The sequence below is a fragment of the Actinoplanes sp. NPDC051388 genome, from assembly GCF_055586225.1.
On the sequence record NZ_JBVJIP010000007.1, the window covers coordinates 282,413 to 309,050 of the forward strand.

Annotated in this window: 17 protein-coding genes; 9 read left to right on the forward strand and 8 right to left on the reverse strand. The window is 71.0% G+C overall.

Annotated features, from left to right (window positions below; translation table 11 throughout):
* Positions 1 to 156 precede the first annotated feature (156 nt).
* The 5 genes from ACZ6TI_RS19945 (at position 157) to ACZ6TI_RS19965 (ending at position 5,754) form a co-directional block, all read left to right on the forward strand.
* Positions 157 to 1,512, forward strand: a complete 1,356-nt coding sequence (locus ACZ6TI_RS19945; protein WP_465346569.1) for an extracellular solute-binding protein — start codon at positions 157 to 159, stop codon at positions 1,510 to 1,512.
* On the forward strand, positions 1,509 to 2,378 hold the full coding sequence (locus ACZ6TI_RS19950) for a carbohydrate ABC transporter permease (protein ID WP_465346570.1): 870 nt from the start codon (positions 1,509 to 1,511) through the stop codon (positions 2,376 to 2,378). The genes ACZ6TI_RS19945 and ACZ6TI_RS19950 overlap by 4 nt, the downstream gene beginning before the upstream one ends.
* Positions 2,375 to 3,274 carry a carbohydrate ABC transporter permease gene (locus tag ACZ6TI_RS19955; protein ID WP_465346571.1) on the forward strand — a complete coding sequence of 300 codons (900 nt, stop codon included), beginning with the start codon at positions 2,375 to 2,377 and terminating at the stop codon, positions 3,272 to 3,274. Before ACZ6TI_RS19950 ends, ACZ6TI_RS19955 begins: the two co-directional genes overlap by 4 nt.
* A gap of 105 nt (positions 3,275 to 3,379) precedes the next feature.
* Entirely contained in the window at positions 3,380 to 3,742 is a 363-nt protein-coding gene (locus ACZ6TI_RS19960) for an STAS domain-containing protein (protein ID WP_465346572.1), read from the forward strand.
* The gene (locus ACZ6TI_RS19965) at positions 3,739 to 5,754 is read left to right on the forward strand and encodes an ATP-binding SpoIIE family protein phosphatase (RefSeq protein ID WP_465346573.1); all 2,016 of its coding nucleotides are present in this window, start codon (positions 3,739 to 3,741) and stop codon (positions 5,752 to 5,754) included. The genes ACZ6TI_RS19960 and ACZ6TI_RS19965 overlap by 4 nt, the downstream gene beginning before the upstream one ends.
* Here ACZ6TI_RS19965 and ACZ6TI_RS19970 read toward each other — a convergent pair.
* Positions 5,738 to 6,589, reverse strand: a complete 852-nt coding sequence (locus ACZ6TI_RS19970) for an aldo/keto reductase (protein ID WP_465346574.1) — start codon at positions 6,587 to 6,589, stop codon at positions 5,738 to 5,740. The genes ACZ6TI_RS19965 and ACZ6TI_RS19970 overlap by 17 nt on opposite strands.
* 295 nt (positions 6,590 to 6,884) lie before the next feature.
* On the opposite strand from ACZ6TI_RS19970, the gene ACZ6TI_RS19975 reads away from it, so the two are divergent.
* Positions 6,885 to 11,027 (forward strand): nSTAND1 domain-containing NTPase, encoded by a 4,143-nt coding sequence (locus tag ACZ6TI_RS19975; RefSeq protein ID WP_465346575.1) that lies wholly within the window; start codon positions 6,885 to 6,887, stop codon positions 11,025 to 11,027.
* A gap of 249 nt (positions 11,028 to 11,276) precedes the next feature.
* On the opposite strand, the gene ACZ6TI_RS19980 is transcribed toward ACZ6TI_RS19975, so the two are convergent.
* The 3 genes from ACZ6TI_RS19980 to ACZ6TI_RS19990 form a co-directional block, all read right to left on the reverse strand.
* Positions 11,277 to 11,789, reverse strand: coding sequence for a VOC family protein (locus ACZ6TI_RS19980; RefSeq protein ID WP_465346576.1), 513 nt, complete (start codon positions 11,787 to 11,789; stop codon positions 11,277 to 11,279).
* 58 nt (positions 11,790 to 11,847) lie between these two features.
* Positions 11,848 to 13,791 carry a GTP-binding protein gene (locus ACZ6TI_RS19985; protein ID WP_465346577.1) on the reverse strand — a complete coding sequence of 648 codons (1,944 nt, stop codon included), beginning with the start codon at positions 13,789 to 13,791 and terminating at the stop codon, positions 11,848 to 11,850.
* Positions 13,792 to 13,905: 114 nt separating this feature from the next.
* Positions 13,906 to 15,582 carry a CocE/NonD family hydrolase gene (locus ACZ6TI_RS19990; RefSeq protein WP_465346578.1) on the reverse strand — a complete coding sequence of 559 codons (1,677 nt, stop codon included), beginning with the start codon at positions 15,580 to 15,582 and terminating at the stop codon, positions 13,906 to 13,908.
* 119 nt (positions 15,583 to 15,701) lie between these two features.
* Here ACZ6TI_RS19990 and ACZ6TI_RS19995 point away from each other — a divergent pair, with 119 nt between their 5' ends.
* Complete coding sequence (locus ACZ6TI_RS19995) at positions 15,702 to 16,523, forward strand: SDR family NAD(P)-dependent oxidoreductase (protein WP_465346579.1); 822 nt, start codon at positions 15,702 to 15,704, stop codon at positions 16,521 to 16,523.
* Here the strand turns inward: ACZ6TI_RS19995 and ACZ6TI_RS20000 are convergent.
* Genes ACZ6TI_RS20000 through ACZ6TI_RS20010 form a run of 3 tightly spaced genes read right to left on the reverse strand, consistent with a single transcriptional unit; the run spans position 16,512 to position 21,654 of the window.
* Entirely contained in the window at positions 16,512 to 17,213 is a 702-nt protein-coding gene (locus ACZ6TI_RS20000) for an IclR family transcriptional regulator (RefSeq protein WP_465346580.1), read from the reverse strand. The two genes, ACZ6TI_RS19995 and ACZ6TI_RS20000, sit on opposite strands and share 12 nt — an antisense overlap.
* A 32-nt stretch (positions 17,214 to 17,245) precedes the next feature.
* A complete protein-coding gene (locus ACZ6TI_RS20005) occupies positions 17,246 to 17,548 on the reverse strand; it encodes an STAS domain-containing protein (protein WP_465346581.1) in 303 nt (100 codons plus the stop codon).
* Positions 17,545 to 21,654 (reverse strand): SpoIIE family protein phosphatase, encoded by a 4,110-nt coding sequence (locus ACZ6TI_RS20010; protein WP_465346582.1) that lies wholly within the window; start codon positions 21,652 to 21,654, stop codon positions 17,545 to 17,547. Before ACZ6TI_RS20010 ends, ACZ6TI_RS20005 begins: the two co-directional genes overlap by 4 nt.
* Before the next feature lie 229 nt (positions 21,655 to 21,883).
* On the opposite strand from ACZ6TI_RS20010, the gene ACZ6TI_RS20015 reads away from it, so the two are divergent.
* The gene (locus ACZ6TI_RS20015; RefSeq protein ID WP_465346583.1) at positions 21,884 to 24,499 is read left to right on the forward strand and encodes a carboxypeptidase regulatory-like domain-containing protein; all 2,616 of its coding nucleotides are present in this window, start codon (positions 21,884 to 21,886) and stop codon (positions 24,497 to 24,499) included.
* On the opposite strand, the gene ACZ6TI_RS20020 is transcribed toward ACZ6TI_RS20015, so the two are convergent.
* Positions 24,496 to 25,182, reverse strand: coding sequence for a GntR family transcriptional regulator (locus ACZ6TI_RS20020; protein WP_465346584.1), 687 nt, complete (start codon positions 25,180 to 25,182; stop codon positions 24,496 to 24,498). The genes ACZ6TI_RS20015 and ACZ6TI_RS20020 overlap by 4 nt on opposite strands.
* A 97-nt stretch (positions 25,183 to 25,279) precedes the next feature.
* On the opposite strand from ACZ6TI_RS20020, the gene ACZ6TI_RS20025 reads away from it, so the two are divergent.
* Positions 25,280 to 26,524 carry an MFS transporter gene (locus ACZ6TI_RS20025; RefSeq protein WP_465346585.1) on the forward strand — a complete coding sequence of 415 codons (1,245 nt, stop codon included), beginning with the start codon at positions 25,280 to 25,282 and terminating at the stop codon, positions 26,522 to 26,524.
* The last annotated feature ends 114 nt before the right edge of the window (positions 26,525 to 26,638 follow it).

Below are 26,638 nucleotides of genomic sequence, written 5' to 3' on the forward strand. Positions count from 1 at the left end.
AGATCGATGATCGCCAGCTCTGCACTTGCGCTGTGCACGGTATCTGATTACGTTCTCAGAGAACGTTAACAGAGACAATACTCAATTGATCTTGCGACCGTAAGCACCCGCTCGGATGAGTTTCGAGTGCGACGGTCATCCATGCGAGGAGTCCTGATGCGGCCCAAACCCGTCCTCGCCGCGCTGTCGGCACTGGCACTCATCGCCACCGCCGCGTGCGGCTCGTCCGGTGGCGACTCCGAAGACAAGACGATCACCATCGCCTACCAGAAGTTCGGCTCCTTCATCCAGCTGGACAACCAGTTGCAGGAGGTGAAGAAGGAGTATGAGGCGGCGCACGCCGGCTACACGGTCAAGCTGTTGCCGATCGAGGCCGCCGAGAACGACTACTACACCAAGCTCTCGCTGATGAACCGCTCCCCCAAGACCGCGCCGGACGTGATGTACGAGGACACGTTCCTGATCAACACCGACATCCAGGCCGGCTTCCTCGCGCCGATCGACGAATACCTCTCGGGCTGGGCGGACTGGAGTCAGTTCACCGACGCCGCGAAGGCGGCCGGCAAGGCGCAGGACGGCAAGACCTACGGCGTGCCGATGGGCACCGACACCCGCGCCCTCTGGTACGACAAGACGGTCTTCGCCAAGGCCGGCATCGCGGAGCCCTGGGCGCCGAAGACCTGGAACGACATCCTCGCCGCCGCGCGCACCATCAAGCAGAAGGTGCCCGGCGTGACGCCGCTGAACGTCTACTCCGGCAAGGGCGCCGGCGAGGGCGCGACCATGCAGGGCTTCGAGATGCTGCTCTACGGCACCAAGCACACGCTCTACGACGACGCGTCGAAGAAGTGGATCGTCGGCAGCCCCGGCTTCAACGACTCGCTGAACTTCATCAAGACCATCTTCGACGAGAAACTGGCGCCGGAACCGCAGGACGCGCTCGACCCCAACTGGGGCACCCGGGTCGGCACCGAGCTGATGCCGCAGAGCAAGATCGGCATCAACCTGGACGGCTCCTGGCTGAGCAGCACCTGGCTGGAGACCGGCAGCAAGCCGTGGCCGAAGTGGAACGAGACGCTCGGTCAGGCCGCGATGCCCACGCAAAACGGTGAGGCGCCCGGCACGACCAGCATGTCCGGTGGGTGGCTGCTGTCGGTCGGCGCCAACTCGAAGGACAAGAAGGCCTCGTTCGACTTCGTCACCACGATGCTGAACAAGGAGAACACCCTCAAGTACGACATCGGCGCCGGCCAGATCGCCGAGCGCAAGGACGTGGCCGCCGACCCGCGTTATCTGGAGTCCAACCCGACCCTGAAGTTCTTCACCGATCTGGTGGAGGTCACCCACTTCCGGCCGGCATACCCGGACTACCCGGTCGTGTCCAACGCGATCCAGGTCGCCATGGAGGCGGTGATGACCGGCCAGGCCGAACCGGCCGACGCCGCGAAGACCTTTGCCGAGCAGGTCACCTCGGCGGTCGGTGGAGGCGACAAAGTGACCACGGTGTCATGACCACGGCGACCGCACCCCGGGCGGCCCGGATCGGGGCGTTCGTCCCGGCTCTGGCGCTGCTCGGGGTGTTCTTCGCCGGCCCGCTGATCTGGAGTGTCTACAGCGCGTTCACCGACGTCGCGCTGACCGGTTCCGCCGAGATCAACTTCATCGGGGTGGACAACTTCACCACGATGTGGCGGGATCAGCAATTCTGGAACTCGCTGTGGCTGACCCTGGTCTTCGTGATCGGCTCGGCGGTGATCGGGCAGAACACCCTGGGCCTGCTCATCGCGCTGCTGCTGCGCGGCCGCGGCCAGGGCACCCGTTCCGTGGTCAGCGGCCTGGTCATCGCCGCGTGGACGGTGCCGGAGGTGGTGGCCGGGTTCTGCTGGTACTCGTACCTGCACCGCGAGGGCACCCTGAACGGCCTGCTCGACTGGTTCGGCGTGAGCCAGAACTGGCTCTACACCACCCCGATGCTCGCCGTGATCCTGGCGAACACCTGGCGCGGCACCGCCTTCTCCATGCTGGTCTATCAGGCCGCGCTCAACGACGTGCCGCCGGAACTGCACGAGGCCGCCGCGGTCGACGGCGCGTCCACCTGGCAGCGGCTGCGGCTGGTCACGCTGCCGCTGATCCGCCGGTCGATCGTCAGCAACCTGATGCTGATCACGCTGCAGACGCTGGCCGCCTTCGGCCTGATCTACGTGATGACCAAGGGCGGCCCGGGCACCAAGAGCTCGACCACGCCGATCTACATGTACCAGGAGAGTTTTCAGTTCTACAAGCTGGGCTACGGCACGGCGATGGCGCTGATCCTGCTCATCATCGGGGCGATCTTCTCGCTGATCTACGTACGCCTCATCAAGGTGGACAACCCATGAGCCAGACCCTGGTCGCGCCGCCGCCGGCCAAGCCGTCGCGGCGCCGGCCGCGGCCCACCGCGGACCTCTCGATGCCGGGTCGCGGACCGCTGCGGTTCGCCGTCTACCTGGTGCTGCTGATCGTCGCGGTCGCGTTCTTCCTGCCCTTCCTGTGGCTGGTGGTGGCGTCCATCCAGCCCGGCGCGGCGCTGTCCGCGAGGATCGACTGGACCTTCTCGCTGCAGAACTTCACCGACGTGATGACCGTCGACACCATCTGGCGGCCGATGCTCAACTCGCTGATCATCTCCGGCGGCACCTCGCTGATCACCGTGCTCGCGGCGACGCTGGCGGCCTATCCCCTGTCCCGCTACCGGAGCCGCTTCGGCCGGATCTTCCTCTACGGCATCCTGTTCTCCACCGGCCTGCCGATCACCGCGGTGATGGTGCCGGTCTACACGATGTACAGCCAGTTCGAGCTGACCGACTCGGTGCCCGCGCTGATCCTGTTCATGGCGGCGTCGTCGCTGCCGTTCGCGATCTGGATGATGAAGAACTTCATGGACTCGGTGCCGGTCGAGCTCGAGGAGGCGGCCTGGACGGACGGCGCCGGCTGGCTGCAGTCGCTGTGGCGGATCATCCTGCCGCTGATGGTGCCGGGCCTCACCGTGGTCTTCGTGTTCACGTTCGTCATGCAGTGGGGCAACTTCTTCGTGCCGTTCATCCTGTTGCAGAGCCCGGAGAGCCAGCCGGCCTCGGTCACCATCTACACCTTCTTCTCGACCTACGGCCAGGTGGCATACGGGCAGCTCGCGGCCTTCGCGATCCTCTACACGGCACCGGTCGTGCTGCTCTACTCGGCGCTGTCCCGGGTATTCGGTGGCGCGTTCAGCCTCACCGGCGCGGTCAAGGGCTGACACCGGGCCGCACCCGTAAGTGCACCGCCACTTGAGTGTCGGTGCCGGCGCGGCGATCCTGGTGACCGGAGGCGCGAGCGGGCGCCGGTCGGCGAGGAGGCCGCCATGGACGAACCCCCGGCGTTCCGGGTGGAGATCGATCGGAGCCGGCTGCCGCGGGCCGTGATCATCGCCGTGGCCGGTGAGCTGGACTTCGGCACGTCGCCACGGTTCCTGGATGCGGCCGCCGGGCAGCCGCCGGCCGACGCCAGCATCGTCATCGACGCCGGCGAGCTGGACTTCTGCGACTCCAGTGCGCTCGGCGCGATGATCGAACTCCGGAAGGCGGCCGTGGCCGGCGGCGGCCGCCTCTATGTGACCGGCGTCCGGCCGCAGGTGCTCTCCGCGATCAGGGTGACGTTCCTCGACGAGCTGCTGCTCATCCGCGACGACGTGGCCGCCGCACTCGCCGAGCTGGGCGACCGTTGAGCGGCCCGCTCACCCTCTCCGCCGCGGTGCTGATCGCGGCCGAGCTGCGGGCGGCCGGGGAGCGGGCCGCTGATCGTGTGGCGGCCGCGGACGCCATCGTGCGGCTTCTGCACAGGCGCCTGGACCTGGCGGACGTGGTTCTCCACGAGGGCCGGGAGCGGGAGCCGGACACCGATGGGACGGTGGTCCTCGGCGACGACACGTTCACCATGGTGCTGCGACCGGCGACCGATCTCGGCGACGAGACGATCGGAAACCTCGAGGTGGTCGCGGCCGGTGTCAAGGCGGGACTGGCCGCGGCGGCGGGGCCGCCCGCGTACCCGAAGGTTTGGGAACGCGTCGTGGCCGAGCGGGCCGCCGAGCTGGAGCGACGCCTGACCCTGCTGAGCGCCGACGCCGACGCCGGGTTGCGCCTGCAGGAGGTCGGCCGGCAGCTGACCGCCCAGCTCGACCTCGACGTGATGGTGCAGGAGGCCACCGAGGCCAGCACCACGGTGACCGGCGCCGCGTTCGGCGCCTTCTTCTACAACGTGATCAACGACCGGGGCGAGTCCTACCTGCTCTACACCATCGCCGGAGTGTCCCGGGAGGAGTTCGCGCGGTTCCCGATGCCCCGCAACACCGAGGTGTTCGCGCCGACCTTCGGCGGCGCGGGGGTGGTGCGCAGCGACGACATCACGGCGGACCCGCGCTACGGCCGCAATGCGCCGCACCACGGCATGCCGAAGGGTCACCTGCCGGTGCGCAGTTACCTGGCCGTGCCGGTGATCTCACCGACCTCGGGCGAGGTGCTCGGCGGATTCTTCTTCGGCCATCCGGAGACCGGGCGGTTCACCGCGCGGCACGAGCGCCTGGCCGAGGGCGTCGCCGGCTACGCCGCCATCGCCCTGGACAACGCCCACCTGTACGCCCGCCAGCGGTCGATGGCCACCGAGTTGCAGCGCAGCATGTTGCCGAGCGTCCCGGAGGTCGCCGGATTCGAGGTGGTGTCCCGATATCTGCCGGCCCGGACCGGTTCGGAGGTCGGCGGCGACTGGTTCGACGTGATCGAGCTGCCGGCCGGGCGCACCGCGTTCGTGATCGGCGACGTGATGGGACGCGGTGTCCCGGCGGCCGCCACGATGGGCCGGATCCGCACCGCGGTGCTCGCCTACGCCCGGCTCGACCTGCCGCCCGCCACGGTGCTGCAGCACGTCTCGCACATGGCCGGCACGATGTCCGGCCACCAGTTCGTGACCTGTCTCTACGCGGTCTACGACCCGACCGACAGCACGCTGACCTATGCGAACGCGGGCCACCTGCCGCCGGCCGTCATCGACGCCGCCGGGGAGGTCACCCTGCTCGCCGAGCGGCTCGGCCTGCCGCTGCGGATCGGCGTCGACTACCAGCAGCGGCAGATCCCGTTCCCAGCCGGTTCCGGGCTGGTGCTCTACACCGACGGCCTGATCGAGCGGCGCACCCGGCCGCTGGACGACGGGCTGCTGGCGCTGAGCGCCAAACTCGTCGAGGTGACCACGCGCGCACCGGGCGACGCCGAGGCCGGCTGCGACAAGATGATCGTCGAGCTGACCGACGGTCTCTACGACGACGACATCGCCCTGCTCTATGTGCGCGACCTCGGGCACCGCCGGCCGGCCGCGCACATGCCGCTCGAAGCCACCGCGGGCCTGGCCGCCCGGGCCCGTCGGTTCACCCGCGGCACCCTGCTGTCGTGGGGCCTCGGCGACATGATCGACGTGGTCACCACCGTGGTCACCGAACTGGTCAGCAACGCCGTGCGGCACACCGGCGCGCCGCGGCAGCTCGATCTGCTCAACACCGGCGTCTGCCTGGTGATCACGGTCAGCGACGACGACGAGCGGCTGCCCCGGCGCTCCGATCCGGCGCCCAGCGACCCGAGGCATCGCGGCCTGGTGATCGTGGACGCCTACACACATCGCTGGGGCAGTCGCCCGGTCGATCACGGCAAGGCGGTCTGGGCCGAGATGGCCCTGGTTACTTCAGACCACTGATCGCGGCGACCTCGGCCGGGGTCAGCTCCAGGCCGGCCGCCGCCACGTTCTCCTCGAGGTGGCCGGCCGAGCCGGTGCCCGGGATCGGCAGGATCTGCGGCGAGCGGGCCAGCAGCCAGGCCAGCCCGATCTGGTGCGCGGTCACGCCGTATTTCGCCGCCGCCTCCTGCACCGCCGCGTTGCCGTCCAGGTTCTGGATCGGCGCCCACGGCAGGAACACCAGCTGCTCCTGCTCGCACAGGTCGACCAGCGACTCGGAGTTGCGATCGTCGACGTTGTAGCGATTTTGAATCGAGACGATCGGCGTCAGCCGCTGCGCCGCGCGCAGCTGCACCTCGGTGAAGTTGGAGACGCCGATGTGCCGGATCTTGCCCTCCGCCTTGAGCTCGACCAGCGCGCCGATCGAGTCTTCCAGCGGCACCTTGGGGTCGGGCCGGTGGAACTGGTAGAGCGGGATCTGATCCAGCTTGAGCTTGCGCAGGCTGCCCTCGAGCGCCTCCTTGAGGTGCTCGGGCCGCCCGTCCGCGACCCAGTTGCCCGGTCCGGGCCGCACCAGGCCACCCTTGGTGGCGATGACCAGATTCTCCGGGTACGGGTGCAGCGCCTCGGCGATCAGGATCTCGCTGACGTCCGGCCCGTAGGAGTCGGCGGTGTCGATGAAGTCGACGCCCAGCTCAACGGCGCGGCGCAGCACCGCCTTGGCCTCGTCCCGGCTCTTGGGGTCACCCCAGATGCCGTCCCCGGTGATCCGCATGGCGCCGTAGCCGAGGCGGTTGACCGTGAGATCTCCGCCGAGGTCGATCGTGCCCGCGGCACCGGCTGTTGGTGTGCTCAACGTCCCGACTCCCCTGCTCTCGCTTGCGTTCGACGTTTCCGAACCTACGCCCGATCACGCCGACCGGCCGTCCGAGCCGGAGAGACGTGGCACACGTCGCGAGCGCGAATTCACGGCGAAGATCAGATGAACACCGTGACAACGGCCTATACCCTCTCCCGAGACAAATGCAATTGATGGGGTCCGGCCCGGAGGCACGATGACGGAAGATCAAATGCCGGATCAATGCGGTGATCAACTAACGGCGCGAATGCGGCAAGCGGTTGTGGCCGCGGTCCAGAGCCGGTCCGAGCAGATGCGCAAGGCGTCCGGCCCGGCCCTGATCGGGATCCTGTCAGCGTCCGCTCTGGCCCCGGTGGTCGCGGTGCTGACAGGCTCCAGCGCACTGATGGTGGCCGGCGCCGGAGTGGTCGGTAACGTCGGCGCCAATCTCGCGGCGGATCTAGTAGCGAAGGCTATAGAGCGGATCCGGGGCGAGCAGAACGACCGGACAATCGATCAATCTGTGGTTTCCCGGGCGCTGGCGGAGCGGGTGGAAAGCGCTTTTCGCACCGCCGACCCGGAGACTCAGGACGTGCGCGACGAAATCATCGCGTTGTTCCGTGCGGTCGACGTCGCCGGCGCCGCGCTCCAGGGCGCGGTCGACGCTCACGACGACGATCTCGCGCATGCGCTCACCTGGGCTTTCATCGACACCACCGAGATGTTCGGCGAGTTCGCCTATGGGCTGGCCACGATCCGGCTCATCCTGGAGGAGGTGCGGCAGCAGGCGCGGCAGGCCGCGGCCCGGCACAGCGTCGACCGGGAGCAGGCCCGGCGCAGCGAGGCCGATATCGGGCGCATCCTCGACCTCCTGCACGATCGGCGCGGGCACGATGCTCCGGCCGGCCGTCTCGAGCCGCGGTCGCCCTGGACGGGTTGCCCCTATCTCGGCCTAGCCGCGTTCCAGGAACGCGACGCGTCGATCTTCTGCGGCCGGCGTGCGCTCACGCGGCGCCTCGTCAGCCGGCTCGCCGAATGCCTCGTCCAACCGGGCGTCCTGGTTGTCCTCGGCGCCTCCGGGGCGGGCAAGTCCTCACTGCTGCGGGCCGGCCTGATGGCTGCGATCGCTGACGACGACCTGGCGCCCGGCTCCCGGCTCTGGCCACGCGCCATGATCACGCCGTCGGCCGATCCGATCGGGCAGTTGGCGGCCCAGCTGGCGTCGATGCTCGGCACCACCGCGAACGCCGTGGCCGACGACCTGCGGGCCGATCCGGGCAACGCCCACCAGTTGGTGCGCCAACTCCTCACCTCGCGTTCTCCTGACCAGGGAGTGCCGCCACGGCTGATCCTTGTCGTCGACCAGTTCGAAGAACTGTTCACGCTGGCGACGAAGCAGAACGATGACGATCGCACGGCCTTCGTCGCGGCGTTGACCGCGATGGCGTCCAACCCGGTGCTGCCGGACGGCAACCCCGGCGCGCTCGTGGTGACCTGCCTGCGCGGCGACTTCGTGGACCACGCGGCCCGCTACGACGTGTTGCGCGGCGCCGTGGAGACCGGCGCCTTCCTGGTCGGCCCGATGACCGAGGCGGAACTGCGGGCGGCCATCGTGGAGCCCGCGAGCCGGGCCGGAGTCGAGGTGCCGGACGCCCTGGTCACCACCGTCCTCAACGATCTGCGCAACCGGGCCGTGCCGGGCGGATTCGACGACGGGACGCTACCGCTGCTCTCCCAGGTGATGTTCGAGATCTGGCCAGCACTCACCGTTGAGGCGTATCACGAGGTCGGTGGCGCCGCGGACATCGTCCAGCTGAGCGCGGAACGGGTGTTCGGGCGGCTGTCGGCGGAGGGGCAGGAGCGGGCCAGGGACATCTTCGTGCTGCTGAGCACGGACCGGGGTGGGGTGCTCAGCCGGCGAGTGGGCACCCGTGCGGAACTGCGCGCTGCCGTCGACCACCCCGACGCGGTGATCGAGGCGTTCGCCGCCGATCGACTCATCACGCTGACCGGCGACGAGGTGGAGATCGCACACGAGGAACTGCTGCGCAGCTGGGAAAGGCTCCGCGGGTGGCTGGTGCCCGATCCGACCGATCGAGCGCTGCATCAGGCGTTGGTCGATGACACCAGGGCCTGGCAGGAGAACGGCCGCGACGGGTCCTACCTCTATCGCGGCGGACGGCTGGTCGCGGTCGATGACGCGGTGCGGCGCTGGCGGTCTCGACCGTCGGCCGGGCTGGAGGTCAGTGATGGAAGCGAGGAGTTTCTGCGGGCCGGCAAGCGGCGGGATCACCGGCGCCGACGAGTCACCCAGGCGGTCGCCGGCGTCGTGGTCGCGTTGCTATTGCTGACCGGCCTAACGGCGGCCATGGCGCGGCAACAGGCGGACGAGGCCCGCCGGCAGCACGATGTCGCGCTCTCCCACGAGCTGGCGATCAAGAGCCAGCTCGACAAGACGATCAGACGGACCGACGCCGCCCGGCTCGCAGCGGCGGCGCTGACCCTCGCACCTGGCGACCCGGACGCGAACGAAGCTGCCGCAGCGGCTCTCGACCACTATCGTGGGGTCCTGCCGCTAACCTCGTCCGCCGATGCCCTAGCGTTCAGCCCGGACGGCAACACGCTCATCGCCGCCGGCCACGACGGGACGATTCAGGTCTGGGATCTGCGGTCCGGTCGGCTCGACCGTTCCGTCAACATTCCCCTGTCCTCGACGTTCGCACCCGGTCAGACGCTCAGCCGTGACGGGACAGTGCTGATGCGTAACGTCGGTTCGGGCGGGTCGACGCCCCTTGGAATCTGGCGGCTCGACGAGCTCGGCGGCCCCCGAGCAGTCAATCTCCAATCCGTCGACGACACCGGATTCGACCAGGCCGCGCTCAGCGCAGACGGCCACTGGCTGGCCACCACCGATCTCGCCGAGCGCGTCTCCTTCTGGGACCTGAGCACCGGCATAGCCGTAAGGGTGACGCATTCTGGCGACGGGCCTGGCGGGAACATCGAGCTAACGGCGGATGGCCGGCTTGCGGTCGTCTTCGGCTCGGACGACGTCCGCCTGGCCCGGCGCGGCCCTGGGACTGTCCAACAGCTTCAGGACGCGACTTCACCTCGAACTGTGGAGTTCAGCCCGGACGGTCGGCTGATCGCGATGACCGATGACACAGCCGTGCGCCTGTGGAACACGCGCACCGGACGACGGACGAAACTATCGCTCGGGGTCGCCAGATACGCAGCAGGTGAACTCGCCTTCACGCCGGACGGGTCCACTCTCGCCGTCGCCAGTGGCCATCGCATCGACCTGTGGCACCTCAAAACAGGCAAGACGCAGCGCATCACGCTGCCTGACCGAATAGAGGGAATGGCGCTGACGTTCTCCCCGGACGGTCGCCGGCTGGCCACTGCCGCCGGAGACGGGATCGCTCGGCTCTGGGACGTCGTCACCGGCCGGCTCATCGACGCCGCGATGCCACTGCGTGGCGACATCTGGCGGTTGAGCTCGGACCTGCGCGTGTACGTGGCCGCCAACGAACGCAGAGTGCCACGCGCCTACGACACCCTGACCGGGCGGCCGATCGGCCCCGAGATTGCCGGAGTGCCGACCAGCTTCTCGCAGGTAGAGATCAGCGCGGACCATCGGATGATCGCTCTGAACACGACAGACACAATTGACGTCTTCGATCTGCTCGATGGCGAACGAATCGGGAAGTCGCCAAGCGGGTTGAGGGCGATCGGCGCTATCGCCTTTCGACCAGGCCACCCCCAGATCGCGTTATCAGTGCAGGGCGAGGGACCGGTCCGCCTCCTGAACGTGCGGAACGGCGGCTTCGAGGGCCCGGCTCCGATTGATGGTCACGGCGCACTCAAATTCGGTTTCAGCCAGGACGGGCGTCTGCTGGCCATCTCGGAGGATGGAAACATCGGCAACAGCGCCGCTTTCCACGTCTTCGACGTCGAGACGCGGCAGGCGGTGGGACCTTCGTTCGCCATGCGTTCGGAAGTGGTGGATATCGCGTTCAGTCCCGACGGCAGCCTCGTTGGCGCTGTCGAGTCCGACGACCGTGCGCGCGTGTGGCACAGACCATCAGGAAAGTTGATCGCCGACGTCGACGACCTACACGCGACGGCATTGGCGTTCAGTCCGGACGGCAGGTTCTTCGCCACCGGCGGCCAGGACGAGCGTGTTCGCGTGTGGAATGCGCGGGATGGCAGGCAACTCGGCGCACCGGTCAACGTCGGTGGTTTGATCGGCAGAGTTGCCTTCGACCAGGACGGCCGGATCCTGACCACGCTCGATCACGGCCCGACCGGCTCGACCGCAGAGATCAGCCGGATCCGATCCTGGGACCTTGCCCACTTCGCCGACCCCCTCGGCAGCCTATGTGGGCAAGTCGGCAAGCTGACCACGGCGGACAAGGAACGCCTCGTGCCGGGCGAGAAACTGCCCAACGTGTGTTGACCCCCCGGTCAATGGTCCGCGTTGGCGGCCAGCACCCCGTGATCCAGCGGCTCGCGCGAATGACGGTGTCGTGCTCGCCTGCGCCACCACCAGGGCAGACCTTTCAAACCGCCCGGCGTGGTCGGCCTGCCAGCTTCGAAAGATCATGTCCGAAAAGAATGCGTGCCCGCATAGCGTGCGAAATCGTCCACGACCAGTCCTCAGCGAAGGCCGCGCCGCCGCTGAAGCCAATCAGCACGACCGGTGTGGTCACGCCGGGTCGGGAACGTCGCTGCCGGCCGTGCGCACGCCGCTCCAACGCTGGACCTCGGCGGCCAGGTCGAGGCGCTCCGTTGTGGCGGTGTTCTCAAAGTCGCCCCAGTCGGCGCGGGGCAGCATCCACATGATCTCGAACTCGTTGCCGTCCGGGTCGGCGCCGTAGAGGCTCTTGGTGGCGCCGTGGCTGGACTCGCCGGTGAACGCGCCGGCCTCCTCGGCGAGCGTCTGGCGCGCCTGCTCGAGCTCGTCGATCGTGTCGACCTGCCAGGCCAGGTGGTAGAGGCCGATACCACCGCGGACCTTCGGCGGGGCCGTCGGGCCGACGCCGAACAAGCCCAGGTCGTGGTGGTTGCCGGAGCGTGGCAGGCGCAGGAACGCGGCGTTCGCCCGCGGCTCGCGCGCGACCACCTCCATGCCGAACACCTCGGTGTAGAACCGCTCGGCGCGCGCCAGCTCGGCGACGAACAGGACGGCGTGGTTCAGCCGCACGGGACCGATGCCCATGACAACCCCTTCCCTTAGATTGTTGCTGATGCAACTATATGCCGGAAAGGTTGTAGCGTCAACTAATGACGAGGCGACGTTCGACGCGCAGCAGGTACTCCGTGCGGTCGAGCGGGTTGTCGTCCGTGCGCGCTCGCGACGGCGCCCGCCCCGCCACCGGCCGGTAGCTGTCGAACGCGCTCTCCAGGGTTCCCTCGCCATGGGTCAGGCCGGGCACCGCCTGCTCCAGGTCGCGCACCCGGGCGGCCGGGATCAGCCCGCCGATCACGTAGCCGTCGCCGCGCACCTCGGGCGACTCGGGCACCGCGCCGAATCGGCCCAGCGCGCCCAGCATCGCGCCCAGCGCGGCGGCCGGCCCGTCCAGCCGGAAGCGCAGGATCGGCTCGCACACCACCGTGCCCGCCGACCGCAGCGCCGCCATCAGCACCAGCGGCAGCAGCTTGCGGAAGTCGGCCGACGTGGTGGTCGGCGAGACGAAGCCGGTGCGGGTCGCGACCACCCTGACGTCGTCGACCGCCCAGCCGCGCAGGCCCTGGGTGAGCGTGCGGCGCACGGTCCCGGCCAGGGCGTCGCTGAAGAACTCCGCGGTGCGGAAGACGTGGATCGGCACCTGCTCGATCGGCACGTCCAGCTCGAACACGATGCCGGAGCCCGGCGGCGCCGGTTCGACCCGCAGGTCGAGCGTCGCGCAGTAGGGATTGCCGTCCCGGCCGAGCGTCTCGCCGGCGCTGCCCACGCCGATCGGTCGTTCGATGTGGATGGTGCTGGTCTCCCGGAACGTCACCGCGACGCCGTACTGCTCGGCCAGCGTCGACTCGATGACCTCCTTCTGCACCTCGCCGTAGAGCGACACGGTGCCGTCGGGGCGCAGATTGATCAGCGGATCCTGCTCGGTCAGCTCGGTGAGCGCGGAGTGCAGCGCGTGCCGGTCCTCGGGGCGCCCCGCGACCACCACGGTCTCCAGCGTGGGCGGCGCAAAGAAGTGCTGGTCGGCGCCGGGTGGCAACTCGCCGATGGGGTCGCCGATCCGCACCTCGCGCAGGCCGTGCACCTTTCCGATCTCGCCGGCCGCCAGGGCCGGTCGCCGCACCGCGCCGCCGCCCTCCACCACCTCGATCGCGGTGACCACGCCGGCCGGCAGGCGGTCGCGGGCCCGCAGGGTGCCGGCGAACATCCGGACGAAGGCGATCCGCGCGCCGGCCCGATCGCGCTCCACCTTGAACACCGTGCCGCTCAGCGGGCCGCCCGGATCGCCGCCGGCCACGGGAAGCAGCTCCGCCAGGCCGTCGATCAGGGCGTCCACCCCGGCGCCGGTCACTGCCGAGCCGAAGAACACGGGATGGACCTCGGCGGTCCGGGCACGCTGGGCGAGCGCTTCGCGCAGTTTCGCGTACGGCAGGGAGTGCTCGTCGCGCACGAAGGCGGCCAGCAGATCGTCGTCGCCGGACAGCTCCACCAACCGGGCCGCGAAGTCGTCGTCGGCGGAGCCGAGGAGACGAGCCGTGGCGCCCGGCGTGCCGGGGTCGCGCACCGTGCTCACCGCGACCACCCGCGGGGTGAGCTTCGCCGCCAGATCCCGCAGCAGATCCGCCTCGCGGGCTCCGGCCCGGTCGATCTTGTTGACGAAGATCAGCGTCGGCACCCGGAGCCGGCGCAGCGTGCGCATCAGCACCCGGGTCTGCGCCTGCACGCCCTCGACCGCGGACACCACCAGCACGGCGCCGTCGAGCACGCGCAACGCCCGCTCCACCTCGGCGATGAAGTCCGGGTGGCCGGGCGTGTCGATCAGGTTGACCGTGACGTCGCCGACCGGGAACGAGGCGACCGCGGTCTTGATCGTGATGCCGCGCCGCCGCTCGAGGTCGAGCGAGTCGGTCTGGGTGCTGCCGGCGTCGACGCTGCCGGCCGTGTCGATGACCCCGCCGGCGAAGAGCAGGCGCTCGGTCAGGCTGGTCTTACCGGCGTCGACGTGCGCGACGACGCCGAGGTTGAGAAAGGGCACGAGGTGTCAGATCCTTCGACGCGGGGACGGCTTCCATCGGGATGGACCGGAAACCACCGCGCATCGCTCTTCTCCTTCGAAAGACGGACCTGACCGCCGTACGCTAGCGCGCCCTCAGCTCGCGCGCCGCTCAATTACCGGCAGGACGACGTGGGTCGGGCGCTCGCGGTCGTGGAACACCTCGAACCGGCAGCTGCGCCCGCTGGTCGCGGTGCCGAACGGTTCCGCGGTGCCCATGTTGCGGGGGTAGCGCGGGAACGCTCCCCCGCTGACCTGCACCCGGATCCGGTGCCCGGCGCGGAACCGGTATGCCGTCGGGAACAGCTCGACCGCGACGGCCAGCACGCCGTCGGCGCCGGGCGTGATGTCCGGGGCGTCGAGCGTGCGCGGGTCGAGCCGGCGGATGCCGTCCACGACGTTGCGGGAGACGCCCTGCGGGTCGACGTCGCAGACCCGCACGAACACGTCCGCGTGCGGCAGCTCGGTGCGCACGTGCACCGTCGCGCCGACCTCGCCGACGACGTCCAGGTCGGCGGTCAGCACCGGGCCGGTGAACACGAGCACATCGCCGCGCTCCTCGACCTCGGAGTTGTCGGCCTGCTTGCCGGGCGGCTGCAGCATCGGACCGCCGACGGTGGGCGTGGGGTCGGCCGGGTCGTAGGTGAACCGGCTCGGCTCGGCGTCGTCGCCGGCTTGCGCGCCGAGCCCGCCGCCGGCCCGCGGGTGCAGCTCGCGCGGCCGGGTGCCGGGCGGCGGCCACTCGTCGAACTCCAGCCAGCGGCCGGACTGTTGCAGGTGCACGCGGACCGGCCGGCCCTTCGGCGCCGGTCCGCCGTTCAGGTGGTGATCGAGCCACCGGGCGTCGGTGCGCACGATGGTCCGCAGCTCACCGGGCTCGCCGTGCAGCCACGGCCCGACCACGATCCGGGCCGGCACCCCGGCGGCCCGCAGCGCCCGGTAGTCGGCCAGGTTTCCGGCCAGGAAGAGGTCCCACCAGCCGGTGACCATGCTGACCGGCGGCATCCGGGTCAGGTCGGCGGCGTCGTGGTCGGCCTGCGCCCAGAAGTCGTCGCCGGGCTCGGCGTGCGCCACGAAGTCCCGCCAGAACGGCACCGGGGCGTCGGCCACCGCGACGTCGACCGCCTGCAGCGGCAACCGGTCCAGGGCCCGGCGGACCCGGCGCCGCACCCGCGGATCGGGCAGGCCGCCGAGCAGTCCGGGCCGCTCCTGCCGGCCGATCGACGCGGACCAGCTCAGCGCGGTCTGCGTCTGCGGCGCGCCGTGCTCGTAGAACAGCCGGCCGGTCACGTTCGCCGAGGTTATGTGCGGCGAGACGCAGGTCAGCGGCGGGTCGGCATAGGGCGCCACCGCCCACTGCGTGTGCCCGAAGTAGCTGCCGCCGATCATCGCGATCCGCCCGTCGCACCACGACTGCTCGCGCAGCCAGGCCACCGTCGCCAGCCCGTCGTCGCGTTCCGTGGTGAACGGCCGGAACTGGCCGCCGGAGCCGAACGTGCCGCGGGTCGCCTGCACGAACACCTGGAAGCCGCGGCGGGCCAGGGGCGCGGCGAACAGGTGCCCGAAGGCGCCGGCCCGGCCGTACGGGAGGCGGATCAGCACTACCGGCCGCGGCCGCTCCGGACCCTCCGGGCGGTGGTGGTCGGCCAGCAGCGTCACGCCGTCCGGCATCGGCACGGCGACGTCCGGCACAACCCGGTAGGGCGTGGCTCGCACCGGCAGGCCCAGAGCGACATCAGCGACCAGGCCGGCAACCCGGGTGAGTCTCGACATCACCGAAACATAGCCCGCAGGCCATTCGACGGAGCGGAATTCGCGACCCGATCGGAGACGCACGCCGCCGCGCGACGAAAACTGTATGCAGTTACGCCCCCCGGCTCGAGGAGAGAGACATGACTGTTGACGACGCGCCGCGCCGGCTGGCCGGCAAGCGGGTTCTGATCACCGGCACCGCGGGCGGGCAGGGCGCCGCCGCCCAGCAGCTGTTCGCGCAGCACGGCGCCCGGGTGATCGGCTGCGACGTGCAGCCGGGCGCGGCCGAGGCCACCGCCGCGGAACTGCGCGACAAGGGCTACGAGGCGTGGGGGCACGACGTCGACCTCGCCGACCCGGCGGCCGCCGAGGCGTGGGTGGAGGCCGGCGCCGAGCGGCTCGGCGGCATCGACGTGCTCTACAACAACGCGGCCGGCTTCGGGTTCTCCCAGTTCTCCGCGATGACGCTGGAGCTGTGGCGGCACGTGATGCGGGTGGAGCTGGACATCGTCTTCCACACCACCAGCCCGGCCTGGAAGCACCTATGCCGGGACGGCGGCGTCGTGATCAACACCGCGTCCTACTCCGCGCTGCGCGGGATCGGCCCGCTGGGCCAGGTCGCGCACGCCGCGGCCAAGGGCGCGATCGTGTCGATGAGCCGATCGCTCGCGGTCGAGGGCGCCCAGTTCGGGGTGCGGGTCAACACCATCTCCCCCGGCTTCGTCGCGTCACCCTCGACGGATGCCGCGGTGGACGCCGCCGGGCGCGCCTGGCAGCTCGGCAACCACCTGATCCAGCGTCCCGGCACCGGCGACGACATCGCGCAGCTCGCGGTCTACCTGGCCTCGGACGAGTCGTCCTGGGTGACCGGGCAGAACATCAGCATCGACGGCGGCGCGACCGCCGGCTGGCGCGACGACGAGGAGACCACCCGGATCGTGCGGCTGTATTCAGGCGCCTGAGATGTGCGCGGCGGCCGCCCGGGCCGCCGGCACCAGGTCGAGAAGGCGGGCCCGGTCCGAACGCAGGGCCGGGCAGCCGACGACCACCGCGGCGGCGACCCGGCCGCCCGCGCCGGCGATCGGCACGGCGACCGTGTTGACGCCGCGCTCGCCCGCCTCCAGGTCGAGGGCGTAGCCGCGGCGGCGCACCGCTCCCAGCTCGCGCCGCAGGGACGACAGGTCGCGCACGGTCCCGTCGCGCAGGATCGCCTTGCGGTCCGGATAGAGCGCGAGCAGGTCGGCGCCGGGCAGCCCGGCCAGCAGCACCTTTCCGCCGGACGTGGTGTGCGCGGGCAGCAGCCGGCCGACTCGGGCGCTGGGCACGCCGTCGACGAACCGGCAACCGTTGCCCTCGAGGGTCACCAGGTGCACGGCCCCGCCGGTGCCGGCGGCGAGCTCGAGCAACGACGGGCGGGCCACGATCTTCAGCTCGGGTTCGCCCGCCCGGCCGTTCAGGCGCGGGCCGGGCAGATAGGCCCGCGAGTGGTCCTGCTCGGCAAAGGCATGCCGTTTCAGCGTGGCGAGCAGCCGGTGCGCCGTCGGCGGGGTCACCGAAAGCAGGCGGGCGGCATCCGAGACCCGCAGCCGCCCCTGATCGCGCAGCGCGAGCACGAGCCGCAGCGCGTTGTCGGCGGAGGAGGCGGCAACCATGCGGAAAGTGTATGCAGTTTGCCGCCGGGCCGCTACGCGTCGTGGATCGTGGTGAGGTCGTCCAGACCGGCGATGGCCAGCACCGGGGCGAGCAGCGGGCTCGCCCGCAGCCGGATGCTCTCGACGTGCGGGAACAGCGCGGCCAGGCCGGCGCTGTCCAGGTATTCCACCGACGTCAGGTCGACCACGAACGAGCCGTCGCCGGCCTGCCGCAGCGCGTCGGCCAGGGCCGCTCCGAACATCGCGGCGTTGCTCATGTCGATCTCGCCGGCGGCGGCCAGGACCAGCTCACCGTCCGGATCGCGGTCGGTGGTGAGGCTCAGCTCGGTGCTCATCGGGAGAGTCTCGCCTGCAGGCCGACGATCGTGCCGGAGGCGCCGGTCGTCACTGTCACTTCGCTCATCAACGCTCTCATCAGGGTGAATCCGCGGCCTCGGTGGGGGTTGGCGGGCTGGGGTGTCTTCCATCGGCCGCTGTCGGTGATCGTGAGATGCAGGTCGTCAGCGGTGGCGGCGGCGCGCAGCCGGATCGCGCCGGCCGGGGTGTTGCGGTGCCCGTGCTCGATCGCGTTGGCGCACGCCTCGCCGGCCGCCACCAGCACGTTCTGCGCGATGGTGGTGTCCACCCCGCAGCGGTTGAGCCAGCCGCGCAACGCCGTGCGCACCGGCGCCAGCCGACCGGCCTCCGCGGGAAAGTCCAGCTCGAGCGGCCCGGGATGCCGATAGAGCAGCAGCGCCACGTCGTCGTGGTAGCCCTCGATCGGGGCCATGCTGTCCATCACGTCGGTGGCCAGGTCCTCCAGTGGCGCCGCGCGGCCGTTCTGGACGGCGGTGGTCACCCGCTCGATGCCCGCGGTCATCGGCTGCCGCCGACGCTCGACCAGCCCGTCGGTGTAGAGCAGGAGGGTGCCGAGACCCGGCATCGCGTAGTGCGCTTCGGCCCGCGCCGCCGCGGACCGCACGCCGAGGGGCCGGGACCGGCCCTGATCGAGCAGGTCGGTGGTGCCGTCCGGATGGCTCACCACGGCCGGCGGATGCCCGGCGCTGGAGTAGTTCAGGTCTCCGCCGGCGAGGTCGAGGATGCCGACGAACACCGTGGCGCACATGGCGCCGGGCAGCTGCGCGGCGAACCGGTCGAGCGCGGTCAGCGTCTGCGCCGGGTCGATGTTCTGCAGCAGCAGCGCCCGGCAGGCGCTGCGCAGCTGGCCCATCACGGTGGCGGCCTGCAGCCCGTGGCCGACGCAGTCGCCGACCACGATGCCGATCCGCTCGCCGGGCAGGGTGACCGTGTCGTACCAGTCGCCGCCGACCTTCAGCGGGCGGGTGGCGGGGGCATAGCGCACGGCGAAGCCGGTCGGCAGCCGGGCCGGGCCGAGGATCGCGCGCTGCAGGGCCAGGGCGGTCTCCCGCTGCTGGTCGATCTGGTGCACGCGGTGCAGGCCCTGGCCGAGGTGCCCGGCCAGCAGGGCGAGCAGGGTCTGATCCTGCTCGGTGAACGGCCGCCGCTCGGCCAGCCGCACCCACAGCACCATCGTGCCGTCCGGATGTTCCAGGGCGATGCCGGCGCCGCCGATCTGATCGGTGTCCGGGGTGAGCAGCGGCCGGTCCCGCATCGCGGTGAGCTGGTCGCGACGGTCGTCCGGCAGCGTGTCCCAGCGCAGGCGCGGGTCGGTGGCGGTCAGCACGGGCAGGTGCGACTCGTCGAAGACGACCGCGTACGCCTCGGTCGCCTGCCACAGGTCGCGCAGCACGGGGAGCACGCCGTGCAGCGCGTCGGCCGAGCTCTCCGCCTGGGACAGCCGCACGCTGACCGCGGCGAGGGCGCTCTCCCGCTGCACCGCGTAGTGCTCGGCGGTGACGTCGCGGAAGGTGCCGACGATGACGTGCCGGCCGGTCTCCGGGTCGTCGACCTGGCTGAAGGCGGCGGCCACCCACAGCCGGTGCCCGTCGCGGTGGACCACGGGGATCGTGTACGTGCCCCGCGAGTGCTCGAGCAGCATCGCGAACGCGTCCTCCACCAGCCGGTAGCCCTCGGGATCGGTGGCGGGATCGGGCCACCAGGGATGCACCGCGACGTACGGCAGCTCCTCCGGCCCGTACCCGAGAATGGCGGTGAAGGTCGAGTTGATCTCGATGACCGACCCGTCGTCGTCGCAGACGAAGAAGGCCTCCTGCAGGGAGTCGATCAGCGCGGTCCGCCAGCGCGAGTGGTGATTGCGCAGCCGGGCCAGCTTGACGTTGGTGCGCACCCGGGCCAGCAGCTCGGCCGAGGAGAACGGCTTGACCAGGTAGTCGTCCGCGCCCGCCTCGAGGCCCTCGATGGCGGCCTCCTGCCCGGCCCGGGCGGAGAGCAGCAGCACCGGGGTGCCGGCCGTGCGCGGATCCGCCCGCAACGCGGCGACCAGCTGCAGGCCGTCCAGCCGCGGCATCATCACGTCGCTGACGATCAGGTCGGGATGCCGGATCCGGGCGGCCTCCAGCGCTTCCTGCCCGTCGGCCACCGCCTCCACCCGGTGTCCCGCGCCGCGCAGCAGCCGGGCGAGGTAGTCGCGCATGTCCGCGTTGTCGTCGGCGACCAGAAGATTGGACGCGGTGTCGCTCGGCGCGGGGACCGGTTCCTCCGTGCCGCCCGGCACCCAGCGCAGCGCCTCCAGGACATCGGGTCCCGCGGTGGCGGAGACCGTGGTCGCGGTGCCGGCCGCGGTCAGCGCGTCGGCGGGCAGGTGGTCCGCACCGAACCGCAGGCGGATCTCGAACGTGGTGCCCCGGCCCACCGAACTGTCCGCGGTGATCGTGCCGCCGTGCATCTCGACGAGTTCCTTGACCAGTGCGAGCCCGATGCCGCTGCCCTCGTTGGAGCGGGATCGGGCGTTCTCGATCCGGTGGAAGCGCTCGAACAGCCGCGGGATCTCCGGCTGCGCGACCCCGATGCCGGTGTCGGCCACGGTGACGACCGCCCGGTCCTCGCCGGCGCGCACGGAGACCTGCACGGCGCCGTCGAAGGTGAACTTCAGCGCGTTGCTGAGCAGGTTGAGGACGACCTTCTCCCACATGCCGCGGTCCAGATAGACCGGCTGCGGCAGCGGCGGGCAGTCGACCTCGAAGCGCAGGCCGGCCCGCTCGACCGCGGACCGGAAGACGCTGGCCAGCTCGCCGGTGGTGGCCGCCAGGTCGACCGGCTCGTAGCGGGCCTGCATGCGGCCGGCCTCGATGCGGGAGAAGTCGAGCAGCGTGTTGACCAGCTTGCCCATCCGCTGCCCGTTGCGGTGGATGACGTCGAGCTCGGCCCGGATGCCGGGGTCCGCCTCCGGCCGGCGGCTCAGCAGCTCCTCGACCGGGCCCATGATCAGGGTCAGCGGGGTGCGGAACTCGTGGCTGATGTTGGAGAAGAAGGCGGTCTTCGCCCGGTCCAGCTCGGCCAGTTCCTCGGCCCGCCGCTGCTGCGCCTCATAGCTGCGGGCGCTGGCCACGCCGGCCGCGACGTGCCCGGCGGCCAGCTCGACGAAGCCGCGGTAGCTCTCGTCCAGCGACCGGTAGCGGTTCAGTGCGGCGACGACGAAGCCGTACGGTTCGGCGCCCTGCTGGAGCAACGGCACCAGCAGCGCCTGCACCGGGGGCTCCGCCCAGTCCCCGGTCGGCAGCTCGCCGAACCGGGCGGCGTCGAGCTCGGTGAGCACGGATTCACCGTGCGCCGGCGCCTGCCAGATCGGCGGGTCGCCCGCGGACAGCAGCGCGGGCGCCGCCGGATGCCCGGCCGCGACGCCGGTCGACCCGGCCAGCCGGGTGCCGGCGCCGTCGAAGAGGTAGGTCAGCGTGAACGGCAGATCCCGCAGGTTGCGGGCGAGCTGGGCGTCGGCGAAGGCGAGCATCTGGTGCTCGGTGCGGATCGCCCGCGGATCGGACCCGAGGTCACGCAGCGTGGCCATCCGGCGCTCGCCGACCACCCGCTCGGTCTCCTCGCTGACCACGCAGAGCATGCCGGTCGGCGCGCCGCTGTCGTCGCGCAGCGGGCTGTAGGAGAAGGTGTGGTAGCTCTCCTCGGTGTAGCCCGAGCGCTCCAGGAAGAGCAGCAGCGCCTCGTCCCAGGTGGCCTGCCCGGTGGACAGCACGGTCTCGATGCGCGGGCCGATGTCGGCCCAGATCTCCGCCCACACCTCGCCGGCCGGCCGGCCCAGCGCCCACGGGTATTTGTGGCCCAGCGTGTCCCGCCGATACGCGGCATTGCAGAAGAAGGTCAGCTCCGGCCCCCACGCCATCCACATCGGGAACCGCGAGGACAGCAGAATGTCGACCGCGGTGCGCAGGCTCTGCGGCCAGCCCAGCGGCGCCCCGAGCGGGGTGAGCTCCCACCGCACCGCGGCGAGATCCCGGCCGACGTCGCGGTCGCCGGCGAACACCTCGGCTCCCGGCTCGGGCCACGGCCGGCCCTCTCCGCTGCTCATGCCTTGCAGACTCCCTGTTGATCAACGCCTCGGCAACTCGGGCCGGACGCCTCGGCGAGTCGTACGATACGCAGCGCTAAGGAAGATTTCCGGTGAAAGCACCGTTGCGGGCTACGCCGATCGGCCGGCACAGGTGACCACGCGGCCGACCGCGACCTATGCCACGTCCGCCACACCCGCTAGCCTCCCTTGTGGACGATGGACATCGACGCACGGGGAGCTGAATGTCATGATCCGCCGGATTTTCGCGGCCGCCACCGCCGCACTCCTGGTTCTCGGCGGGTGGAGCGCACCCGCCCGGGCCGCCGCGACCGGCACCGTCACGGGCACGTTCAGCACCCCGGCCGGGCAGCCCATCGCACACGCGCTGGTGATCGTCTACTCGGACGCCGACCAGTGGCGTGGCGCGCAGTACACCGACGCGGCCGGGCGCTACACGATCACCGGGGTGACGGCCGAGCGGGTCAAGGTCAAATTCTCCGAGAGCCTGGTCGAGCAGTACGCGTACCAGGCCGCCGACGCCGCCTCGGCCACGCTGTTCACGCTGCCCGACGGCGGCACGCTGACCGTGGACGAGACGCGGCGACCGGCCGGCACCGTCGAGGGCACGTTCCGCTCCACCGAGGGCGACCCGGTCAAGGGCGCGCTGGTGTCCGCGTACACGCTCGGCAACCGGATCCTGGCCACCGTTCAGACCGGGGCGGACGGGCGCTACCGGTTGGAGCGGGTGCCGGCCGGGCAGGTCAAGCTCAAGTTCGACCGCCACAACCTGGTGCAGTGGGCGCATCAGGCCCCGGACTTCGCCGCCGCGACGCCGATCGACGTGGCCGCCGACCGGACGACGGTGGCCGACGAGACGCAGTTGCCGGCCGGCACGATCCGCGGCACGGTCTCCGGCCCGGACGGCGGCCCGCCCGCCGACTTCTTCGTCTCCGCCTTCCGGGTGGGCGCCACCGGCTCCTCCATCCACGCCGACATGTCCGCGGACGGTGGCTATGCGATCAGCGTGCCGGCCGGGCAGTGGCGGGTCCGCGTGCAGTCCGACGTGGCGGGCGACCAGTGGGTGCCGCAGGCCACCGAGGTCGAGGACGCCACCGTGTTCACGGTCGCGACCGGGCAGACCGTCGTCGTCGACGAGACGCTGCGGGCGCTCGGCGCGATCGAGGGCGTCCTGAAATACAGCGGCGGGCGCCCGGTGTCCGACGAGACGGTCAAGGTCTGGCGGGACGGCACGGTGGTCGCCTCGAAATACTCCGACGACGACGGCGGGTACCACTTCGGCGGCCTCGAGCCGGGCATCTACCTGGTCTCCTGGGAGAACTCCGACGACACCGAGACCTATGTGCCGGGCACGCTGCACCTCGACCAGGCGGACCGGATCACGGTGCGGGCCGGCGAGGTGACCACGGCGAACACCCGCGATCAGGAGTCCGCGGTCGTGCGGGGCACGCTCACCACGTCGGACGGCGCGCCGGCGCCCAGCGTGGCGGTGCGGGTCGACGCGGTGGCCGGTGGTCGCGCGTACGGCGCCATCACCGGGACGGACGGCACCTGGGAGATCGCCGGCATCGACCCCGAGGAGTACCGGATCTACTTCCGCAGCTACGCCGGCGGCCTCATCCAGTACGCGCCCGGCACGGCGAACCCCGACCAGGCCGAGGTGTTCACGCTGACGCCGGGCTCGCTGACCACGGTCGACGACGCCTTCGTGCTCGGTGGCACGCTGCGGGTCACCGCGACCGACGCGGTGGACGGCAGCCCCGCGCCCGGCTTCTGCGTGTCCCTCCCCCGGGCGAGCGGCTACTGCACCTCGGGTGACACGGTCAGCGTCGCCGGGGTGAACCCCGGTCCGACCACGATCAACGTCGGCCCGCTGAGCAGCAGCGACTATCTGGGCAGCGGACCGGTGCCGGTGACCGTGGCGGACGGCGGCATCACCCCGCTGACGGTGCCGCTGGACGAGGGCGGCCGGGTCGCGGTGGAGGTCGTCGACCGGGCCACCGGGGTCGGCCGCAAGCAGTGGTGCGTGGTGCTCGCGGTGCCCGGCGACGGTGGCGTGCCGGACAACGCCGACTACGGCTGCACCCACCAGAACGGCAAGATCACCACGTACGCGGTGCCGGCCGGCACCTACCAGATGTTCGTCTCCTCGACGGACGCCCAGGGCCTGGGCGCGCAGTGGGTGGGCGAGAACGGCGGCACCGGCGACCAGAAGCAGGCCGTGAAATTCAAGGTGAAGGTCGGCAAGACCACCCGGCTGCCGCAGGTGCTGCTGGATCCCGGCGGTGACATCCGGGGCATCGTGCGTGGCCCGGACGGCGCGCCGCTGGAGGACGTCCTGGTCGACGTCAACGCGTTTCCGCTGGGCGACGAGATGCCGTTCGGCGGGAGCTTCTCGGACGGCAGTTACCGGGTCTACTCGCTCGGCCCGTACCAGTGGCCTCTGATCTTCACGGCGAAAGACGGATCCGCGCCGCGGCAGCTGACCGGTGGCACCGGCAACCGCTTCCAGGCGCAGACCGTCACGGTGCGGCCGCGCGAGACGGTCAGCCCGGACACGACCCTGGTCGCGGGCGCCCGGCTCACCGGCACGGTCACCGTGGCGCCCGGGCAGCCGTCGTTCACCGGCGGCCGGATCACCGCGGTCAACGCGGCGACCGGCGACGTGCTGGCCATCGCGGACTTCACCGGGCAGGGCGGCACCTACGACATGCCGATCATCGGCGGCGGCGCGGTGCTGCTGCGCTGGAGCCTGACCGGCGGACCGGCCGCCTCGGGCACGTGGGACGACCGGGTCACGGTGCCCCGCACCGGCACCAAGACGGTGGACCTCACGATCGGTTAGGCGCGCCGCAGGTCCGCCAGGCCGCCCTGCACGTCGGCCAGCGCGATCTTCTCCGCGGCGGCCGAGTCGCCCGCCCGCAGGGCCCGGACCAGCGCGCGATGGCTGGTCCAGCGCGCCAGGCCGAACGTCTCGTCCTCGGCCACCCGCTGCAGCATCAGCTCGCGGCGCTGCGGGCGGGAGAACACCCGGCTCTGCTCGAGCATCCGGATCAGCACCGGGTTGTGCGCGCACCCGTCGACGGTGTCGTTGAACTCCTGGACGGTGTCGAGCAGCTCGGTCAGGTGCCGGTCGACCGGCTGCCCCTGCCGGCGCCGCTCCTTGGCCAGGATCAGCAGGTCGTCGGCCCGGTCGAGGATCGCGTCCAGCGCGTCGAGCTGGTCGGGGGTGGCGTGCCGGGCGGCGAAGCGGGCGACCAGGCCGCGCAGGCCGACCTCGACCTCGGCGAGATCGTCGATGGCGGCCTCGCGGATCGCGGCCACCAGCACCGTGCGCGGACCGATCCGCTCGATCAGCCCGTCGAGCTCCAGCCGGCGCAGCGCCTCGCGGACCGGGGTCGGGCTGATCGCGAGCCGCTCGGCCATGCCGCGCTCGGTCACCTTTTCCCCCGGCGCGAGCTCGCCGGCGGCGATCGCCGAGCGGACATGACGGTACGCCTGATCGGCGAGCGTCTCGGTTGCTGTCATGAAGGCAACCGTAACCCATGCCACGGCTAAGACTGTTGCAACTATTGACACCTTTGCTACAGCAACCTAACGTGACCCGGGACACCGGAGGTGGCTCGTGTCCAACCGGAAGATCGTCTTCTTCATCGCCCTGGCGCTCTTCGCGCAGGAGTCGACCTGGAACTTCTACGACAACCAGGTGCCCGTCCTGCTGCGCGAGCACATCGGCAGCGCGGCCCTGGTCGGCGCGCTGATGGGCGCGGACAACCTGCTGGGCATCTTCGTCCAGCCCTGGATCGGCAACCGGTCCGACAACACCCGCACCCGGTGGGGACGGCGGATCCCCTATCTGGCGGTCGGCATGCCGCTCGCCGCCCTGATCTTCATGCTCTTGCCCTGGACCACGTCGCTGGCCGCGCTGGTCGGCGTGATGTTCTGTTACGCGCTGATCGCCAACTCCACCCGGCCGCTGGCCGAGTCGCTGGTGCCGGACTTCGTCTCCCCCGAGCGGCGCAGCCGGGCCAACGCCGTGGTGAAGATCGCGACCGCGCTGACCATCATCGTGGCGTCGCTGATCAGCCTGCTGGTGGTGGACGACCACCCGCGGGCCGCGTTCGTGATCCCCTCGGCGATCATGCTGGTCGCCACCTTCGTGCTGCTGGCCAACATGCGCGACAGCCGGTCGCGCGGCTATCAGGCCGCGGTGGCCGAGGACGCGAACGCCGGCCCGGGCGAGGAACGGGTGCCGTTCCGGCGAGTGGTCGCCGAACTGTTCGCCGACACCGACCGCCGGCGCCTCCTGCTGCTGCTCACCGTCCTGCTGTTCGGCGGCGCCTGGTTCGCGTCCCGGTCGCTGATCACGCCGTACGGCATGCAGGCGCTCGGCCTGACCCGCGGCGAGGCCGGCGGGCTGACCCTGCCCAGCGGCATCGCGTTCGTGCTCGCCGCCTATCCGGCCGCCCTGCTGGCCGAGCGCTTCGGGCGGCTGCGCACGATCGGCACCGGCATGGTGATCTTCGCGGTCGCCCTGGCCGCGGGCACGGTCGCGCCGACCGCCACCGGCACGGTCGTGGTCTTCTGCATCGCCGCGGCCGGCGCCTCCTGCTTCAGCATCAACGCGGCGGTGGCGCTGTGGAACCTGGCGCCGTCCAGCCGCGTGTTCGGCGCCTACACCGGGCTCTACGCGGTGACCTGGTATCTGGGCGGCTTCGGCGGGCCGGCCCTGGTCGGCGCGCTGGTCGACCTGACCGGCTGGCGCTGGATGCTGCTGGACATCGCGGTGCTCGCCCTGCTGGCGGTGGCCGTCGTCGTCCGGCTCGGCCGGGTGCAACAACAGCATCAACCGGAACCCATCAGCACCTGACCGCCCCCCTGTTGGGGGGGGGGGTGGGAGGGGGGTTTTGGTCCAGCCGAGAAAAAAGACACAAACAAAAAAAAGAGAGAGAGGGGAGAGGAGAAAGGAAAACAAGCGAGGACG

Excerpts from the sequence above, each read along its gene's own strand:
- ACZ6TI_RS20015 (WP_465346583.1), top strand. The coding sequence starts at position 21,884 with ATGATCCGCCGGATTTTCGCGGCCGCCACCGCCGCACTCCTGGTTCTC.
- ACZ6TI_RS20005 (WP_465346581.1), bottom strand. The coding sequence starts at position 17,548 with ATGAGCACCGAGCTGAGCCTCACCACCGACCGCGATCCGGACGGTGAG.
- ACZ6TI_RS20010 (WP_465346582.1), bottom strand. The coding sequence starts at position 21,654 with ATGAGCAGCGGAGAGGGCCGGCCGTGGCCCGAGCCGGGAGCCGAGGTG.
- ACZ6TI_RS19980 (WP_465346576.1), bottom strand. The coding sequence starts at position 11,789 with ATGGGCATCGGTCCCGTGCGGCTGAACCACGCCGTCCTGTTCGTCGCC.
- ACZ6TI_RS19945 (WP_465346569.1), top strand. The coding sequence starts at position 157 with ATGCGGCCCAAACCCGTCCTCGCCGCGCTGTCGGCACTGGCACTCATC.
- ACZ6TI_RS19995 (WP_465346579.1), top strand. The coding sequence starts at position 15,702 with ATGACTGTTGACGACGCGCCGCGCCGGCTGGCCGGCAAGCGGGTTCTG.
- ACZ6TI_RS19960 (WP_465346572.1), top strand. The coding sequence starts at position 3,380 with ATGGACGAACCCCCGGCGTTCCGGGTGGAGATCGATCGGAGCCGGCTG.
- ACZ6TI_RS19975 (WP_465346575.1), top strand. The coding sequence starts at position 6,885 with ATGCGCAAGGCGTCCGGCCCGGCCCTGATCGGGATCCTGTCAGCGTCC.
- ACZ6TI_RS19950 (WP_465346570.1), top strand. The coding sequence starts at position 1,509 with ATGACCACGGCGACCGCACCCCGGGCGGCCCGGATCGGGGCGTTCGTC.
- ACZ6TI_RS20020 (WP_465346584.1), bottom strand. The coding sequence starts at position 25,182 with ATGACAGCAACCGAGACGCTCGCCGATCAGGCGTACCGTCATGTCCGC.
- ACZ6TI_RS19955 (WP_465346571.1), top strand. The coding sequence starts at position 2,375 with ATGAGCCAGACCCTGGTCGCGCCGCCGCCGGCCAAGCCGTCGCGGCGC.
- ACZ6TI_RS19990 (WP_465346578.1), bottom strand. The coding sequence starts at position 15,582 with ATGTCGAGACTCACCCGGGTTGCCGGCCTGGTCGCTGATGTCGCTCTG.
- ACZ6TI_RS20000 (WP_465346580.1), bottom strand. The coding sequence starts at position 17,213 with ATGGTTGCCGCCTCCTCCGCCGACAACGCGCTGCGGCTCGTGCTCGCG.